At 69.8% G+C, this 18,132-nt stretch carries 8 protein-coding genes; 6 read left to right on the forward strand and 2 right to left on the reverse strand.

Translation table 11 applies throughout. The features are described from left to right. The first annotated feature begins 3 nt into the window (after positions 1-3). From MRAB57_RS27360 to MRAB57_RS27385, 6 genes are read left to right on the forward strand one after another with little or no spacing between them, the layout of a single operon-like run. Positions 4-4,437, forward strand: a complete 4,434-nt coding sequence (locus tag MRAB57_RS27360) for a type I polyketide synthase (RefSeq protein WP_281254398.1) — start codon at positions 4-6, stop codon at positions 4,435-4,437. A gap of 16 nt (positions 4,438-4,453) precedes the next feature. After that, the gene (locus MRAB57_RS27365) at positions 4,454-5,452 is read left to right on the forward strand and encodes an ATP-binding cassette domain-containing protein (protein WP_077090129.1); all 999 of its coding nucleotides are present in this window, start codon (positions 4,454-4,456) and stop codon (positions 5,450-5,452) included. Beyond that, the gene (locus MRAB57_RS27370; RefSeq protein WP_077090130.1) at positions 5,449-6,261 is read left to right on the forward strand and encodes an ABC transporter permease; all 813 of its coding nucleotides are present in this window, start codon (positions 5,449-5,451) and stop codon (positions 6,259-6,261) included. The genes MRAB57_RS27365 and MRAB57_RS27370 overlap by 4 nt, the downstream gene beginning before the upstream one ends. Further along, a complete protein-coding gene (locus MRAB57_RS27375; protein WP_077090131.1) occupies positions 6,261-7,094 on the forward strand; it encodes an ABC transporter permease in 834 nt (277 codons plus the stop codon). The genes MRAB57_RS27370 and MRAB57_RS27375 overlap by 1 nt, the downstream gene beginning before the upstream one ends. A gap of 13 nt (positions 7,095-7,107) precedes the next feature. Further along, positions 7,108-8,364: a phthiocerol/phthiodiolone dimycocerosyl transferase family protein gene (locus MRAB57_RS27380; RefSeq protein WP_077090132.1), complete on the forward strand. Its 1,257-nt coding sequence runs from the start codon at positions 7,108-7,110 to the stop codon at positions 8,362-8,364. Further along, a complete protein-coding gene (locus tag MRAB57_RS27385) occupies positions 8,361-9,611 on the forward strand; it encodes a saccharopine dehydrogenase family protein (RefSeq protein ID WP_077090133.1) in 1,251 nt (416 codons plus the stop codon). Before MRAB57_RS27380 ends, MRAB57_RS27385 begins: the two co-directional genes overlap by 4 nt. Before the next feature lie 9 nt (positions 9,612-9,620). On the opposite strand, the gene pks2 is transcribed toward MRAB57_RS27385, so the two are convergent. Further along, positions 9,621-16,181 (reverse strand): sulfolipid-1 biosynthesis phthioceranic/hydroxyphthioceranic acid synthase, encoded by a 6,561-nt coding sequence (gene pks2 / locus MRAB57_RS27390; protein ID WP_173813976.1) that lies wholly within the window; start codon positions 16,179-16,181, stop codon positions 9,621-9,623. Continuing rightward, the gene (locus MRAB57_RS27395) at positions 16,178-17,917 is read right to left on the reverse strand and encodes an AMP-binding protein (protein ID WP_077090134.1); all 1,740 of its coding nucleotides are present in this window, start codon (positions 17,915-17,917) and stop codon (positions 16,178-16,180) included. The genes pks2 and MRAB57_RS27395 overlap by 4 nt, the downstream gene beginning before the upstream one ends. Positions 17,918-18,132: the final 215 nt, after the last annotated feature.

Raw genomic sequence — 18,132 nt, forward strand, 5'->3', positions numbered from 1 at the left:
AAGGTGACAGCACCCTCACCCGGAGCTGTGGACCCAACCACATTGCCCGACAACGCGATTGCCGTCGTCGGCATGGCGGGTCGGTTCCCGGGCGCCAACTCCCTGGCCGAGTTCTGGGACAACCTGCGCGACGGCAAGGAATCCATCGTCACGCTGACCGAGCAGGAGCTGGGCGCCGCGGGCGTCACCGACAAGGCGCTGGCCAATCCGTCCTACGTGCGGCGCGCGCCGCTGCTCGACGGCATCGACGAGTTCGACCCCGGGTTCTTCGGTCTCGCACCGCAATACGCCCGCACCATGGACCCCCAGCACCGGCTGTTCCTGCAGACCGCGTGGCACGCGCTCGAGGACGCGGGCTGCGACCCCGCCGAATTCGACGGCTCCATCGGCGTTTACGGCACCACCTCGTCCAGCGCGTACCTGATGCACAACCTGATGTCGCACCAGGACCCGCACATCGCGTTCGGGCAGGGCCTCAACTTCGAGACCGTCGGGCTGTCGATGCAGAACGACAAGGACTACCTGTCGACGCGGGTGTCCCACCAGTTCGACCTCCGCGGCCCGAGCCTGACCATCCAGACGGCGTGCTCGTCGTCCCTGGTCGCGGTGCACATGGCCTGCCTGAGCCTGCTCAGCGGGGAGTGCGACGTCGCGCTGGCCGGCGGTGTGTCGCTGCGCGTTCCGCATCACGTCGGCTACTGGCACCAGCCCGGCTCGATGGTGTCGGCCCTGGGCAAGTGCCGGCCGTTCGACGTGCGATGCGACGGCACGGTCTTCGGCAGCGGCGTGGGCATCGTGGTCCTCAAACCGCTGCAGGCCGCTGTCGAGGCCGGCGACCGCATCCACGCCGTCATCCGGGGTTCGGCGATCAACAACGACGGCTCCATGAAAATGGGCTACGCGGCACCGAATCCGGTCGCACAGGCGGATTGCATCGCCGAGGCGCACGCGGTGGCCGGCATCGACGCGTCGACCGTGAGCTACATCGAGGCGCACGGCACCGCCACGCCGCTGGGCGATCCCATCGAGATCAAGGCGCTGCGGACCGCGTTCGCGGTGTCCGAAGAACCCCGACCCGGACCGTGTGCGCTGGGAGCGGTCAAGTCGAACATCGGCCACCTGGAAGTCGCGTCCGGGGTGGCCGGGCTGATCAAAACCATTCTGTGCCTGAAGAACAAAGCGATCCCTGCGACGCTGCATTTCACCAGCCCGAACCCGGAGCTGCACCTGGACGAGACGCCGTTCGTCGTGCAGACCGAATACGGCGCTTGGGAATCCAACGGCATCCGCCGGGCCGGGGTCAGCTCGTTCGGCGTGGGCGGCACCAACGCGCACGTCGTCGTCGAAGAGGCGCCCGCGGTGCCCTCCGGCGCCGCGCACCCCGGGCCGCAGGTGCTGCTGCTGTCAGCGAAATCCGCTGCGGCGGTTGATGATGCGCGCACAGCTCTGGCCACCGCGCTGGACAGCCCCGAGGCGCCCGACCTGGGCGATGTCGCCGCGACCCTGGCCCGGCGCCGCAAGCACACCGTGCGGGCGGCCGTCGTCGTGCACGACCGCGAGCACGCGGCCACCGTGCTGCGGGCCGGCGAGCACGACAACGTCTTCGTCAGCGAGGGCGCTATCGACGATCCGGAGGGCGCGGATCGGGTCGTGTTCCTGTTCCCCGGCCAGGGGGCCCAGCACCCCGGGATGGCGCGCGGGCTCTACGACACCGAGCCGGCCTTCGCTCAGCACTTCGACGCCTGCGCGGCGGGATTCCGCGACGAGCTCGGCATCGACCTGCACGCCATCCTGTTCGGCTCCGAGTCGAAGGAGGCCGCGGGCGAAGAGAACAACCTGGAACGTACCGACCGGGCCCAGCCCATCCTGTTCACGGTGGAGTACGCGCTGGGCAAGCTGGTCGAAAGCTACGGCGTGCGGGCCGCGGCGATGGCCGGCCACAGCATCGGCGAATACGCCGCCGCCACGCTGGCCGGGGTGTTCGACCTGCCGACGGTGGTCAAGGTGGTGTCCAAGCGCGCTCAGCTGATGCACGCGTCGCCGCCCGGCGCCATGGTCGCCGTCGCGCTCAGCCCCGCCGACATCGCCGAGCACCTGACCGCGGGCGTCGACCTGTCCGCGGTCAACGACCCGGGCAACTGCGTGGTCGCCGGGTCGCCCGAGGCGATCCGCGAGTTCACCGCCCACCTGCGCGAGCACGGCATCCCGGCCCGGCGCGTCCGCACCGCGCACGCATTCCATTCGGCGGCAATGGATTCCGTGGTGCCCGAGTTCCAGGCCTTCCTGTCCGGCCTGCAGCTGCGCGAACCGCAGACGCCGCTGCTGTCCAACGTCACCGGCACCTGGATGACGGCCGAGCAAGCCACCGACCCGGCGACCTGGGCGCGCCAGATCCGCGCCACGGTCAAATTCGCCGACGAACTGGACGCGCTGCTGGGCCAGCAGAACCGGGTGCTGATCGAGGTCGGTCCGGGCGGCAGCCTGACCGGCTCGGCGATCCGGCACCCGAAGTGGTCGGGCGGGCATCGCGCGGTGCGGCTGATGCGGCACCCGGTGCAGAGCATCGAGGACCGCGACGCCTTCCTGTTCGGGCTCGGCCAGCTGTGGGCGGCCGACGTGCCGGTGGACTTCTCACCGCTCACCGGGCCGGACACCCAGCTGGTCACGCTGCCGGGTTATCCCTTTGCCCGCGAACGGCATTGGATCGAGGCGCGGACCAACGTGTGGACCCAGGCCCCGGCGGGGCTGAACGGCGCGGCCGGCAGCGGGGCCGCTGTCGCCGCGGCGCCGATCGACGGCCAGTCGGCCACCGAGGCGACGCTGCATCGCATCTGGACGCAGTGCCTGGGCGTGACTGCGCTGGACCGGAACGCGAATTTCTTTGAGCTGGGCGGTGATTCGCTCATCGCGATCGGCATCTCGACTAACGCCAACAACGCCGGTCTCACCGTCACCCCACAGCACCTGTACGAACATCCGACCGTGGCCCGGCTGGCGGCCGCGCTCGACGCCGAGTTCACCGGGGCCGGACTGACCGAACCTCTCGGCGACGACGCGCACCTGCCGGTACCCGCGAACATCGCCGGCTTCTTCGAACACGGTGTGCAGGAGACGGGTCGCTGGCGGGTCCCGCTGGTCTTCCGGCTCGCCCCCAGCGTCACTAAAGACGACGTCCGGGCCGTGCTCACCGCGCTGGTGAACCACCACGACGCGTTGCGCCTTCAGTTCGTCGACCGCGCCGGAACGTGGGGGCAGCGGATCGCCGAACCGCAGGAATTTCAGCACCTTTCGTCGCGTTCTCTGCCCGGCGACGCCGCGGACGGGGCAGCGGCCGAGCGCGCCGGGGTGCGCGACGCGGTGGCCGACCTGCTGGCCCAGGACGACCTGACCGCGACGCTGTCCGCCACCTATCTCACCGGCGGGCGCGACGGTTCGTACCTGGTGTTGTCCGCCCACGAGGTCATCGCGGACAACGCCTCGCGCGAAATCCTGCTGCTCGACCTCTTCACCGCGTTCACCCACCGGCTTGCGGGCGAGGAGATCATGCTGCCCCCGGCCAGCGCCAAGTGGCGCGAGTGGTCGCTGCGGTCCGCGGCCCTGGCCACCCACCCGGCGGTGCTCGACACCTGCGACTTCTGGCTGCAGACCGCGAGCAAAGCGACGCTGCGACTGGGCGATCGCGAGGCCGCGGGGCAACCCTGCTCCAGCGACCTGGTGCGGGTGTCGTCGGCGCTACCGCTCGACGAATCGGCCGAACTCGACGACGTGCGCCGCAAGCTGAGCGCGTCGATGGAGGAAGTCCTGCTGGCGGCGTTGAGCCGGACCATCGCCCAAACCGTCGGCGCGGGTGTGGTTTCGGTCGACCTGGAGGGCGCCGGGCGTTCGGTACTGCGGCCGGACGTCGACCTGCGTCGCACCGTCGGCCGGTTCACCACCGTCCATCCGGCCGCGCTGCGATGCGCGCCGGACGACGCCCCGCTGGACGTGCTGTCGGCCGTGCGCGACACCGTCAAGGCCGTTCCGCACTTCGGGGTCGGCTACGGGCTACTGCGCTACGTCTACGCGCCCACCGCGCGCCTGTTGGCCACGCCGGACGCCTCGGACATCCACCTGCGGTACATCGGGATGATCCCCGAGCCGCCACCCCTCGACGCTCCGGTCCAGCTCGACTCCGATACGGCAATGCCGGTGCGCGAGGCGATTCCGGGCCTGGGCCATGCCCTCGAATTCCGGGTGTACCGGCATGCCGGGGTGCTGCACCTGGATTGGTGGTACGACGCTCGCCGCGTCTCGAGCGCCCGCGCAGAAGCGCTTGCGCAGCAATTCCCGGTGGCGTTGCGCGAATTGATGCGCGACGCCCACGACGCCATCCCAGACGGCGGCGACACGGGCTCGCAACCCGTGGAGCTGGCCCTAGTGGATCTGTCGGACGCCTGAGGTTGAGGAGCTCCCAATGAGCAACGCACAGCGAAACTTTGACAAGGCCGTCGTCGTCGACAAGGTGCGCAAGACCTTCGGCGACTTCGTCGCCCTGCACGAGGTCAGCTTCGAGGTCGGCCGCGGCGAGGTGCTCGGGCTGCTCGGGCCCAACGGGGCGGGCAAGACCACGCTGGTCGACATCCTGTCGACGCTGAGCCGCCCCGACTCGGGGCGCGCGGTGGTCGCCGGCTACGACGTGGTGACCGAGGCGCCCGGCGTGCGCCGGTCGATCATGCTGACCGGTCAGCAAGTGGCACTCGACGAAACGCTGACGGGCCTGGAGAACCTGTACATGTTCGGCCGCCTCTTCGGCCTGAAGAAGCAGGCCGCCCGCGGCCGCGCCAAGGAGCTCATCGAGGAATTCGATCTTGCGTATGCCGCCGATCGTCGCGTCAAGACGTATTCCGGCGGCATGCGCCGGCGGATCGACATCGCGTGCGGCCTGGTGGTCCCGCCGCAGGTGGTCTTCCTGGACGAGCCGACCACCGGCCTGGATCCCCGTAGCAGGCAGAGCATTTGGGACCTGGTCAGCCACTTCCAGGATCGCGGCATCGCGACGCTGCTCACCACGCAGTACCTCGAAGAGGCCGACGCGATGGCCGACCGGATCATCGTCATCGACCACGGCCGGGTCATCGCCGAGGGAACGGCCGACGAGCTCAAGGCCCGCACCGGCGGCAGCTACTGCGAGATCGTTCCCGTCGATCTCAACGACCTGCAGGCCATCGCCGACACGCTCGGCTCGCTGCTGCCGGAGAAGAACCGCGCCAGCCTGACGGGCGAATCCGATCGAATCCATATGCCCGCGCCGCATGGCGCCACCACGCTCCTCGAGGCGGTCGGCCGGCTCGCCGCGGCCAACATCCCCGTCGCCGATGTCGCGCTGCGGCGCCCGTCGCTGGACGACGTATTCCTTTCGCTGACCGAGGATTCGCCCCAGCCCCGCCGGGGCGTCCCGGAGGTCGTCAGTTGACCGCCCCGGCCGTCGCGCAAGCGCACCCGTCGGTACGCGCCCAGTGGTGGGTGCTCACCAACCGCTTCATCGCGCCGACCCTGCGCAACGGCGAGCTCGCCATCACCATCGCGGCCTCGGTGGTGTTCACGGCCGGCTTCTACATCCCGTTGCACGAGATCATGGGCGCCGCCACCCGCGGGGTGTCCAGCAGCTACGCGCAGTACCTGATGCCGCTGATCGCCCTGGAAGCCATCACGTTCGCCGCCATGTCGACGGCGTTTCGGGCGGCGACGGACTCGGTGCAGGGCATCAACCGCCGATTCCGGTCCATGCCGATCGCGCCGTTCACCCCGGTGATCGCCCGCATCTCGGCCGCCCTCTACCGCTGTGTGGTGTCGCTGACGGTGGCCGTGATCTCCGGCTACACCATCGGATTCCGATTCCGCGGCTCGGTCGCCGACACCATCGGCTTTTGCGTGCTGGTGCTCGTGTTCGGGGCGCTGCTGTCGTTCGCCGCGGACATGATGGGCACCGGTAGCCGCAACCCGGAGGCCATGGCTCCCCTGCTCACCCTGCCGCCGTTGATCTTCGGGCTGCTGTCGGTCGGCGTCCAACCGGTGGACCAATTTCCGCGCTGGGTCCAGCCGTTCGTTCGCGACCAGCCGATCTCGCGGCTGGTCGACAGCCTGCACGCCCTGGCCGGCGACCAGGCGCCGTTCAATGCCGCGGTAACCTGGTCGTCCGTGGCGCCGACGGTGGCGTGGCTCTGCGGACTGGCCGCGCTGCTGGTCCCGGTATCGGTTCTCGTTCTGTCAAGGCGGGCGTGATGACACTGGTCTACGAGGAAGAAACCGCGCCGCCGCAGGCGCACGACCGCGTCCAGGAGAACTCCGCGCGGGTGCTGATTCCGCAGACCCTGGTGCAGACGCGCCGCATTCTGCTGAAGTGGGCGCGCGACCTCACCGCGATCATCATGGTGACGGCGCTGCCGGTCATGTTCCTGGTGACGATGAACATCGTTCTGGGCCACGCCGTTTCACAGGTCACCGGGTACAGCGGGCTGTACAACACCGTTCCGATGAACGTGCTCGCCGCCGCGGTCAACGGCGCGGCGGTCGGCGCCATCGGCCTCATCGGGGAGCGCGACGACGGCCTGCTGCGCCGGCTGTGGGTGCTGCCCATCCACCGCGCGTCCGGAATCTGTTCGCGGATCGTCGCCGAGATAGTCCGGATCATGATCACGACGGTGGTCGTGCTGACCGCCGGCCTGATCATGGGCTTCCGCTTCAAGCAGGGCATTCTGCCGACCCTGGCGTGGCTGAGCATCCCGGTGCTCTTCGGTCTCGCCTTCGCGACCCTGATCACCACCATCGCGTGGTATGCGTCGAAAAACTTCCTCCTGGAAGCGATTACGCTCGTGCACCTGCTCGCGATCCTTTTCTCGACCGGCTTCTTGCCCGTCAACCAGTTTCCGAAGTGGATACAGCCGGTGGTCGCGCACCAGCCGATCAGCTGCGCGATCGACGCGATGCGCGCACTGTCACTCGGCGGCTCGGTGCGAACGCCGATGATCGCCACGCTGCTGTGGGTCGTCGGCATCGCCGCGGTGTGCATAGGACCGACGCTGTCGGGCTATCGGCGCGCCAGCACACGCAGATAAGGGGAGTTCAGGGGTGTTTCCCGGATCAGTGATCCGCAAGCTCGCGCACAGCGAAGAGGTGTTCGCAACCAATGAGACGTATTTCGGGCTGACCATCAAGGTCATCGGCGACGTCGACGTCGACGCGTTGTCCGACGCCTTCGATGCGCTGCTGCAAGTGCACCCGATCTTCGCCGGCCACCTCGAGCAGGCCGACGACGGCCGGCACCAGATCGTCGCCGAAGACCTGATGCACCCGGGGATCTGGCTCGTCAACGAGCGCACCTCGCAGGCCGCGATCGCCGGCATGCGCCTGGATCAGAGCCAGTCCCTGCTGAACCTGCGGCTCAAAGTCGGTAGCGGGCCCAGCGTACTGACCCTGTATGCGCACCACTCCCTGGCCGACGGGCACCACGTGTTCGGCCTGTTCGAGGAGCTGATGTCGCTGTACACCGACGTGGTGAACAACGGCGATGCCGGGCCGATCACCGCGCGACCCGCGCCCGAGCCGCTCGAGTCGTTGCTCGAACAACGCGGCATCACCAAGCAGCAGCGCTCCGGTCTGGAGCGGCTGCACCCGGCGGCGTTCCGCTACGATCTGTCGACCGTCCAGCGGCCGCCGATCGTGACGGATCCCGATGCGTTTGCGCCGATTCCGGTGGCCCAGGTCCGGTTGACGCAGGACGAGACGGCCGACCTCGTCGAGCTGGGGCGGGCCAACCAGGTCAGCCTCAACGCCATGGTGGCCGCGGCCATCCTGCTGGCCGAGTGGGAACTGCGCAACACCCCGCACCTGCCGATCCCGTACTTCTACCCCGTCGACCTGCGCTACCACCTGACGCCCCCGGTCGGTGCGACCGAAAGTACCCTGCCGCTCGGGCTGGCGAGCTACCTGGCCGAAATCGGGCCCGACACCGAACTCATCGACGTGGCCCGCGGCATCGTGGACGCGTTCCGGGAAGACTTGTCCGAGGGCCTCATTCAGCAATCGTCGCTGCATTTCCGCCTGCAATACGAGGGCAGCCTGCCGGGCCTCCCCCCCTTCGTGATGTGCACCGACGTCGGCTGGATTCCCGGCCTGCGCACACCCGACGGACTGGTGGTCGACGACGTCGGCGGCGAGTTCTACTTCGCGCCCCACGCCCCGATCGATCTGTACACCTGCGTGACCTTCGACGGCCGGCTGCTCATCGAGCACCACTCCAACCTGGCGGGCGTCGAGAAGTCGCTGGAAGGAATCCATTCCCTGCTGTGCGCCGCGCCCGTCGAGGACAGCTGGGTCATGGAGTGACGGACCGCGAGTTCGACATCGTCTTGTACGGTGCGACAGGCTTTTCCGGCCAGCTGACCGCGCAGTACCTCGCGCAGCGGGGCTCGCAGGCGCGCATCGCGCTGGCCGGTCGTTCCGCCGAACGCCTGCAGGCGGTGCGGCAGACACTGGGTCCCGCGGCGCGGGATTGGCCGGTGATCGCCGCCGATGCCGCGCAGCCGTCGACGCTGGCCGCGATGGCCGTCCGAACGCAGGTGGTGGTCACGACCGTCGGTCCCTACGCGCGCTATGGCCTGCCCCTAGTGGCGGCCTGCGCCGCGGCCGGTACGGACTATGCCGATCTCACCGGCGAGCTGATGTTCGCCCGCAATGCCATCGACCATTACCACAAGCAGGCCGGCGACACCGGCGCCCGCATCGTGCTGTCGTGCGGATTCGACTCGGTCCCTTCGGATCTGAACGCCTACCAGCTGTACCGGCGCGCGGCCGGCGACGGCGCCGGCGAACTGTGCGACACGACCCTCGTGCTGCGCTCCTTCTCCCAGCTCGGCGCCTCCGGGGGCACGATCGCCTCGCTGCTGGGGACCATCCGCGCCGCATCGAGCGACGCGCAAACCCGCGGGATCATCGACGACCCTTACACGCTGACCACCGACCGGGCCGCCGAACCCGAACTCGGTCCGCAGCCCGACTTCGGGTGGCGCAGGGGGCGCGACATCGCGCCCGAGCTGGCGCGCTACTGGACCGGTGCATTCATACTGGCCGCGCACAACGCCCGAATTACCCGACACAGCAACGCATTACAAGGCTGGACCTACGGCCGCGACTTTCGCTACTCCGAGGCGATGAGTTTCGGGAAGTCATGGGCGGCACCCGTCGCCTCCGCGATCGCGACCGGCGCCCTGTCGGCCGCGGTGTACCTGGGCAACCGGTACTTCGGGAAACTGCCCCCACGATTCGTGGAGCGCATCACTCCCAAGTCGGGCGCGGGTCCCAGCACGCGGGCCCGGCGGCGCGGCCACTATGCCGTCGAGACGTACACCACCACGACGACCGGCGCCCGTTACGTGGCGACGTTCGGGCAGAGTTGCGATGCCTACCAAGGGACTTCGATCATGCTGGGCGAGAGTGGTCTGGCGCTGGCGCTGGACCGCGACCGGCTTTCCGAGTTGCGCGGCGTGCTCACCCCCGCGGCCGCGATGGGTGACGCCCTGCTGGCGCGGCTGCCCGCCGCCGGAGTGTCCATGGGGACAACCCAATTGGGCTGAGGCCGTTGGCTACCCGGACGCCAGCGCCTGGCCCTCTTCGGCCACCAGCGTCTCCGTCAGGTGCAGGCTCAGCGCGTGGGCCGTGTTGTGGGTGGCGATCGCCTTGGGGGTGATCCGGATGCCGGTCTCGGCTTCGATGCGGGTCCGCAGCTCTAGATTGCCCAGCGAGTCCAGTCCGTGTTCGACGAACGGGCGGTCGGGATCGACCGTGCGCCGCAGGATCAGACCGGTCTGTTCGGTGATCAGTTGCCGCAGCCGGGTGGGCCATTCGTCCTGCGACAGCGACCGAAGCTCGGTGCGCAGCGTGCTGGCGTCGGCCCGGTGGTCCCCGGAGGCCTGGAAGGCTTCGGCGAACGGACTGCGGGCCACCAACGCCGCCAGCCACGACGCGCCGCTGGTCGGGACGTAACCCGTGTAGCCGCGGTTGTAGCGCAGGAGTTCTTCGAACGCCCGCGCGCCCTCGTCAGGGGCGATCATCGTGGTGGCGCCGCCGTCGGCCAGATGCGTGGCGCGCCCGAGCTCGCCCCATGGCCCCCAGGCGATCGCCAGCGCCGGCAGGCCCAGGCTGCGACGCCACGTCGTGAAGGCGTCCACCCAGCTGTTGGCCGCGGCGTACGCGCCCTGCCCGGCCGAACCGAGCAGCGCGGCCGCCGACGAGAAACAGCAGAACCAGTCCAATTGCTCGGCCCTGGTCGCGTGGTGCAGGTTCCACGCGCCGAAAACCTTTGGCGACCAGTCACGGTCGATCAGCTCGTCGGTGATGTTGGCCAGGGTGGCGTCCTCGACCACCGCCGCGGCGTGCAGCACCCCGCGCAGCGGAAGCCCGGTGGCGGTAGCCGCGGCGACCACCCGCGCGGCGGTGTCGGCCTCGGCCATGTTGCCGCACTCGACGACGACGTCGACCCCGCCGGTGCGGATCCGCTCGACGGCCTGCTGCACCTTGGGGGGCGGGTTGGTGCGGGCGGTCAGCACGATGCGGCCGCAACCCGCCTTGCCCATCTCCCTGGCCAGGAACAGCCCGAGCCCGCCCAGGCCGCCGGTGATGATGTAGGCGCCGTCGCCGCGGAACACTTTGGCCTGTTCCGGGGGCACCACCACGGCGCACTCCCCGTCCCGCGGGATGGACAGCAGGAGTTTGCCGGTGTGCTCGGCCGCGCCCATCACCCGAATTGCGGTGGCCGCCTGGGCAAGTGGATAGACCGTGCGCTCGAGCGGGGGCAGCTCGCCCTCGCCTACGAGCCGGTACACCGTGCCCAGCAGCTCGTTGACGTGCGCCGGTTGGGTGGCCGCCATCAGCGCCAGGTCGAGGTAGTGGAAGGTGAGGTTGCGCCGGAACGGGTACTGGCCCAGCCGGGTGTTGCCGTAGACGTCGCGCTTGCCGATCTCGACGAACCGCCCGCCGATCGCGAGCAGTTCGAAGCCGGCCCGTTGGGCCGCCCCCGTGACGGAGTTGAGCACGACGTCGACGCCGTAGCCGTCGGTGTCGCGGCGGATCTCGTCGGCGAACGCGGTGCTGCGCGAGTCGTAGACGTGCTCGATGCCCATCTCCTGCAGCAGCCCGCGCCGCTGCGGGCTGCCCGCCGTCGCGAAGATCTCCGCCCCGGCCAGGCGGGCTATCGCGATCGCGGCCCGTCCCACACCACCTGTTCCGGAGTGGATCAGCACCCGCTCCCCCGGCCTGATCCTGGCCATGTCCTGCAGGCCGTACCAGGCCGTGGCGTATGCGGTCGTCGCCGCGACGGCCTGCTCGTCGTCCAGGCCGGCCGGCAGCGGGACGGCGAGCCGCGCGTCGCAGGTGACAAACGTTGACCAGCAACCGTTTTCGGACACGCCACCGACGCGGTCGCCGACCTGGTGGTCGGTGACGTCCGGACCGACCGCGGACACCACGCCCGCGAAGTCCATGCCGAGGCGCGGTTGGCGCCCGTCGACGCTGGGGAACCGCCCCATCGCGATGAGCACGTCGGCGAAGTTGAGGCTGGAGGCGGTGACCGCGACCTCGATCTGTCCGGGCCCCGGCGGTATGCGGTCGAACGCGACGAGCTCCAGGCCTTCCAGGTCGCCGGGCGTGCGAATCTCCAGGCGCATCCCGTCGCGCCGGGGGTCGGCGGTGGCGGTGCGCCGCTCATCGGGACGCAATGGGGCGAAGCGCAGCCGCGCCGTGTACCACTGCCCACCGCGCCAGGCCGTCTCGTCCTCGTCCGAATTTGCCAGCAGCTGGCGCGCCAGCTGCCCGGCGTCCGTTCCCGCGTCCAGATCGATCTGGGTGGCCTGCATCTGGGCGTCCTCGGCGGCGATCACCCGCAGCAGCCCGCGCAGCCCGGCCTGGTCCAGGTTGAGCCGGTCCTCGGGCAACACCGCCTGGGCGTTGCGGGTCACGACATACAGGCGGGGCGGCTCCTCGGAGCTCTGCGCCACCTCGCGGGCGATCCGCACCAGGTCGCGCACCTGCTCGCGCCCCCGGGTCGGACACAGCTCGTCGTCGTTGCCGCCCGCGGAACCGGTCAGGACCACCACGCCGCTGACGTCGGCCAGCTCGAGCCCCGGCCGTTGCGCGTCCTGCTGCGTCCAGCGCACGGTCTTGCATTGCGCGCCTTCGGTTTTCAGGGCGTCCGCCAGCTCGGCGGGCAACATGTCGTCGGCAGCGGAGGTGGCGAGCAGCAGCCACGTCCCGACCACCCCCTCGGCTTCACCCTGGCCCAGGGCGGGCAATTCACGCCGCTGCCAGTCGATCGCCAGCAGCCGGTCGGCCATGAGTCGTTGGCGGGCGCCGCTCTCGGTGATGTCGCTGCCGACCCGCAGGCCGCGCACGATCAGCAGCACGGCTCCGCTCTCGTCGACCACGTCGAGGTCGATCTGTATTCCGGTGGCGCTCTTCTCGGTCGCCCGGCTCAGGCAGTAGCGGGCGTCCTGCAGCGAGCCGTAGCTGCGCAGCCGGCGCACCCCCAGCGGCAACAACAGACCGCCGCTGCCGATGTCGCCGTCGCGGGCGTGGGCCGCCGCGGACTGGAAGCACGCGTCCAGCAGCGCGGGGTGTACGCCGTAGCCGGCCTGCTGCGCGCGAAGCGATTGCGGCAGTTCGAGTTCGGCCAGGACGGTGCCGTCGGACGCGTCGGTGGAGTAGGTGGCGGTCAGGCCGGCGAATGCCGGGCCGAACTTGACGCCCCGGTCGTCGAACCACCCCCGCAGCTCGTCGCCGTCCACCCGATTCGGGTGTGCCGCAAGCAAAGCGGCGACGTTGTGCGCGGCGGGCCGGGTTTCGGTCTCGGCGGCGCGCAGGGTTGCCGAGGCACGCCGCGCGCGCTCGCCCTCGTGGTTGGTCTGCACCTCGAAGGTGACGACACCCGGCGCGTCCACCACCGCGTCCGCGCTCAGCGAGGTCTCCTCGTCGAGCAACAGCAGCTGTTCGAAGCGAATGTCGCGCACCTCGGACACGTCGCCCAGCGTTGCCCGGGCCGCGGCCAGCGCCATTTCGCAGTACGCGGCGCCGGGGAAGGCCGGCACGGCGTGGACCTGGTGGTCGATGAACCAGGGATGGGCCGCGGTGCCGACTTCGCCCTCCCAGGCGTGCCGCTCGGGCTCCTCGGCGAGCCGCACGTGCGCACCCAACAGCGGATGCGCCGAAATGGTATGGCCGCCAATCGATTCGAGTCCCAGCGCCGGACGGTGCTCGGCGGCCCCGATCCAGTGGCGGGTGTGGTGCCACGGCGCGGTGGGCAGCGACGGGTGCGGTTCGGGCGGGTGTGGGGTCTGCGGCGGGTTGGCGGTGTGGCTGGCGTTCAGGTTGGCGTGGAAAGTCAGCGTGTCGTCGGCGTCGCGCGCCACGGTGCCCACGACGCGGTGATCGTCGGAGCCCAGCGAGTCGTTGATGGCGTGGGTCAGCACCGGGTGCGGGCTGATTTCGATGAACGTGGCGTTGTCGGCGCCCGCCGCGGCGATGGCCTGGCTGAACCGGACCGGGTTGCGCAGGTTGGCCGCCCAGTGGTCGGCGTCGAACACCGGCGTGCCGTCGGGGCCGCAGGTGGTGCTGATCAGCGCGATGGCGGGCGATTCCGGCGCCAAATCGACCAGCTCGGCGCACAATTCGGGCAGGATCGGCTCGATGATGCGGTGATGCGAGGCCACGTCGACCTCGATGCGCCGGGCCAGACGATCGGCGTCGGCCACCACCGCGACCACCGCGTCGACCTGCTCGGGCGGCCCGGCGATCACCGTCTGGGAGGGCGAGGCGTACACCGCGATGCCCACGTCCGGGTAGTCGGCCAGCAGCGCCTCGGTGGCCGCGGCGTCGGATTCCAGCAGCGCCATCGCGCCCATGCCGGACAGCCGGGCCATCAACCGCGAGCGGGTCGCGATCACCCGCAGCCCATCGGCGACGGTCAGGGCCCCGGCCACCACGGCAGCGGTGACCTCGCCCATCGAGTGCCCGATCACCGCGTCGGGCTCCACACCGTAGGAGCGCCACAACGACGTCAACGCCAGCTGCACACCGACCAGCACCGGCTGGATCCGGTCGATGCCGGTCACGGCCTGGCCCTCGGTCAGCACCTGCTGCAGCGAAAAACCGGTCTGCGCAACGAATGCCGGTTCCAGCTCGGCGACGGCGGCCGCGAACGCCGGCTCGTCGGCCAACAACCGCCGGCCCATCCCCGCCCATTGCGAGCCCTGCCCCGAGTACACGAACACCGTGCCGGGCCCCACCGGACCCTCGTGCGGGAACGTCACCCCGTCGGCGGGCGTGCCCTCGGCCAGCGCGCGCAGCCCGGCGATCGCCTGCCCCCGGTCGCGCGCGCACACCGTGCCGAATCGCGCATGCCGGGACCGGTGGTGATTGAGGGTGTGCGCGATGTCGGCGAGCGGAACGCCGGCGCCGTCGGCGTCCATCCACTCGGCCAGCGTCGAGGCCCAGGACGCCACCCGCTCGGTGGTCTTGCCCGACAGCACCAGCGTGCTCACCACCGGATCCGGCTGCAGCGCAACGGCTTCCACCGCAGGCGCCTGCTCGATGACCACGTGGGCGTTGGTGCCGCCGAAGCCGAACGAGGACACTCCGGCCAGCCGCGGAGCCCCGGTGTCCGGCCAATCGGTGCTTTCCGCAACGACTTTCAGCCGCATGTCCTGGAAAGGAATGTGCGGGTTTGGCGTCTCGAAGTTCAGGTTCGGCGGGATCTGCCCGCGGTGCACGGCCAGCACCGCCTTGATCAGGCCCGCGATTCCGGCCGCGCCCTCCAGGTGGCCGACGTTCGATTTGACGGCGCCGATCAGCAGCGGGCCGTCCGCGGGGCGGCCGCGGCCCAGCACCGTGCCCAGCGCCCGCGCCTCGATGGGGTCGCCGAGCAGGGTTCCGGTGCCGTGGGTTTCGACGTAGTCCACCTGGTGCGGCGCGACGCCGGCGTTGGTGCACGCCGCCCGCAGCACCGCCATCTGCGCGGACGGGTTGGGCGCCATCAGCCCGTTCGACCGGCCGTCCTGGTTGACGGCCGATCCGCGTATCACGGCCAGCACCCGATCGCCGTCGCGCACCGCGTCGCTCACCCGCTTCAGCACGATCGCCCCGCAGCCCTCGCCGCGCACGAATCCGTCCGCGCCCGCGTCGAAGGACTTGCACTGACCCGTCGGCGACAGCGCCTCGGCCCCGTCGAAGCTGCGGAAGATGGCCGGCGACAACAGCAGGTTCACGCCCGCCGCGATGGCCAGGTCGCAGTCGCCGCCGCGCAGGCTCTGCGCCGCCATGTGCACGGCCACCAGCGACGACGAACAGGCCGTGTCGATCGAGACCGACGGCCCGCGCAGATCCAGGACGTACGACAGCCGGTTGGCGATGATGCTCAGCGCGCCGCCGATGTTGCTCCACGCGTCGACCCGACTCAGGTCCGACCCCGCCAGGTAGCCGTAGTCGGCCGCACACGCCCCGGCGAAAACCCCGGTCTGCGAGTGCCGCAGCGATTCCGCCGGAATTCCCGCGTGCTCCAACGCCTCCCAAGCCACCTCCAGCAGTAACCGCTGCTGCGGGTCCATCGCGGTCGCTTCGTGCTCGGAGATCTCGAAGAACTCCGCATCGAAGCCGTCGACGTCGGTCAGCACCGAAGCCCACCGGGTGGTGCCGGCCAGCGCCGCCCCGATCGCCGGCGAACCGTCGTCGAAGGGCTGCCACCGTTCGGCGGGCACCTCGGTGATCGCCGAACGGCGCTCGGATAGGAAGTGCCAGAACGCATCCGGCCCGGCGATCTCGCCGGGGAAACGACAACCCAGCCCGATCACGGCGATCGGCTCGTCGGCCCAGCCACGATCCGCGGCGGCCGCCTGGGCAGCGACCTCCGCCTCGGGCGTGGTCAGGAACCGCACCAACTCGTCGATCGTCGGGTGCTGCCAGAACTCCAGCGGGGAGACGGGCCTGCCGGCCACCGTGGCGAGCTCTCCGGAAAGCACCACGGCATCGCGCGACCCCACGCCCAAGTCGTTGAACGTGACATCCGCACCGACGTCGTCGCGGTCGCAACCGATCTCGGTGACCAAATAGTCGATCAGCCAGCGCCGCACCTCGGTTTCATCCGGGAGAGCGGCTGTCACGCCGAGACGTCCAAGCGCTCAAACTCCTCGCGCCGGTAGCTCTCGATGCACGTCGACCGGCGGACCTTGCCACTGGTCGTCAGCGGCAGCGAACCCGGCGCCACCAGGACCAGGTCGGAGATGCGCACGCCGTGCGCGTTCGATATCGCGGCCGTGACATCCCGCTTGATCGAGCGGAGCTTCTGCAGGGCGTCCTCGTCGGAGCCCTTGCTCTTCACCTCGGCGATCGCGACGAGCTGCTCGGTGGTGTCGTTGGCGACCGAGATCGCGGCGACCCGGCCCTTGGTGATCTGCGTGACGGTCAGCTCGATGTCGTCCGGGTAGTGGTTGCGGCCGTCCACGATGAGCAGGTCCTTGAGGCGGCCCATGATGAACAGCTCGCCGTCGGACATGAACCCGAGGTCGCCCGTGCGCAGCCAGCCGCCTTCGGGCGTGCCCTCGGACGGGTTGGCCAGGCGTGCGCCGAAGGTGGCCTTGGTCCGCTCGGGGTTGCGCCAATAGCCGGCGCCGATGTTCTTTCCGTTCGCCCAGATCTCGCCGATGACGCCCGACGGGGTCTCGGTCTTGGTCTCGGGGTCCACGATGCGCACCAGCGGTGACTTCAGGGCGCCATAGCTGGTGAGCTCGCTGCCGCCCTGCTCCTCGGTGCATTGCTTGGCGTGGCCGCCGGACAGCTGGTCGTACTGGAAGCGCGCGGAACCGGGTGCCTGGCCCGTCTTCGCGCTCGCCACGTACAGCGTCGCCTCGGCCAGCCCGTAGGACGGCCGGACCGCGGTCTCGGGCAGGTTGAACTTGGCGAATCGCTCCATGAAGCGGGCGATCGACGCCGGCTGCACCCGTTCGCTGCCGTTCGCGAGGCCGACCACCTGGCCGAGGTCGAGCCCGGCCATGTCGTCATCGGAAATTCGGCGCACCGCCAGGTCGAACGCGAAATTCGGGCCGCCGGAGAACGGCCGCGGGTTGGCCGCCAGCAGCTTCATCCAGCGGGCCGGCTCGATGAGGAATGCCAGCGGGCTCGTCAGCACCGACGGGCGTCCCCAGACGGCGGGGAAACAGATTCCCTGGATGAGCCCCATGTCGTGATAGAAGGGCAGCCAGGACACCAGCGATTCCGGCGGTCCGGAAATGTCGAACAAACCGTTTTCCAGGTCGTGGCAGTTGGCGATCACGTTCTCGTGGGTGATGATGACGCCGGCCGGCTGGCCGGTCGATCCCGACGTGTACTGCAGATAGGCTTCCTTGGGGTGGGAGTAATCGACCGGCTTGAAATCGCCGGTGGAATAGAAGTCCAGCGAGTCGATCTCGATGACCGCCGGTGCGGCCGAAGTCCCTTGCATCTCAGCATATTTGACCACCCCGTCGACCGCGGCGGACGTCGTCATGATGGCGGCGGGCGTGCAATCGGCCAGCGCCGACTCCACGCGGCTGTCGTGGGCGCCGAGTTGCGGCACGGACAACGGAACCGCGATGAACCCGGCCTGTAGCGCGCCGAAGAACCCAATCAGGTATTCGAGGCTCTGCGGACCCAATATCGCCACGCGATCGCCGGTCGTGCCGGTGCGCCGCAGTTCTTCGGCGACGGTCGACACGCGACGCTGCAGCTGCGACCAGGTCACGCTTTCGGCGAAGCCTGCGGGGTCCACGTCGTAGTCGATGAATGTGTACGCCGTCTCGTCGGGCCGCCGGACAGCATTTTCGGCGAGCACCGCAGGAATGGAGGACTCGATTGCGGACATCAAACTACCCTTTCAATTTTCTACGAAGTCTTTTGTGCGCATCCCCGTCCCCCCCGGGATGCCGCGGCCTGGCCTTTTCGGAGCCCCCGCCCCGTGCCATCACCGTTACGAACGTCTATCTCGGCAGCACCACCCCGGACATGACGATCCGAGGGCGCGTCGCTGACATGCGCCAGCGCCCGCGGTCATGACAACCTCCACAGCGAGCAACCTAC

The organism is Mycobacterium rhizamassiliense (genome assembly GCF_900157375.1).
GTDB lineage: Bacteria > Actinomycetota > Actinomycetes > Mycobacteriales > Mycobacteriaceae > Mycobacterium > Mycobacterium rhizamassiliense.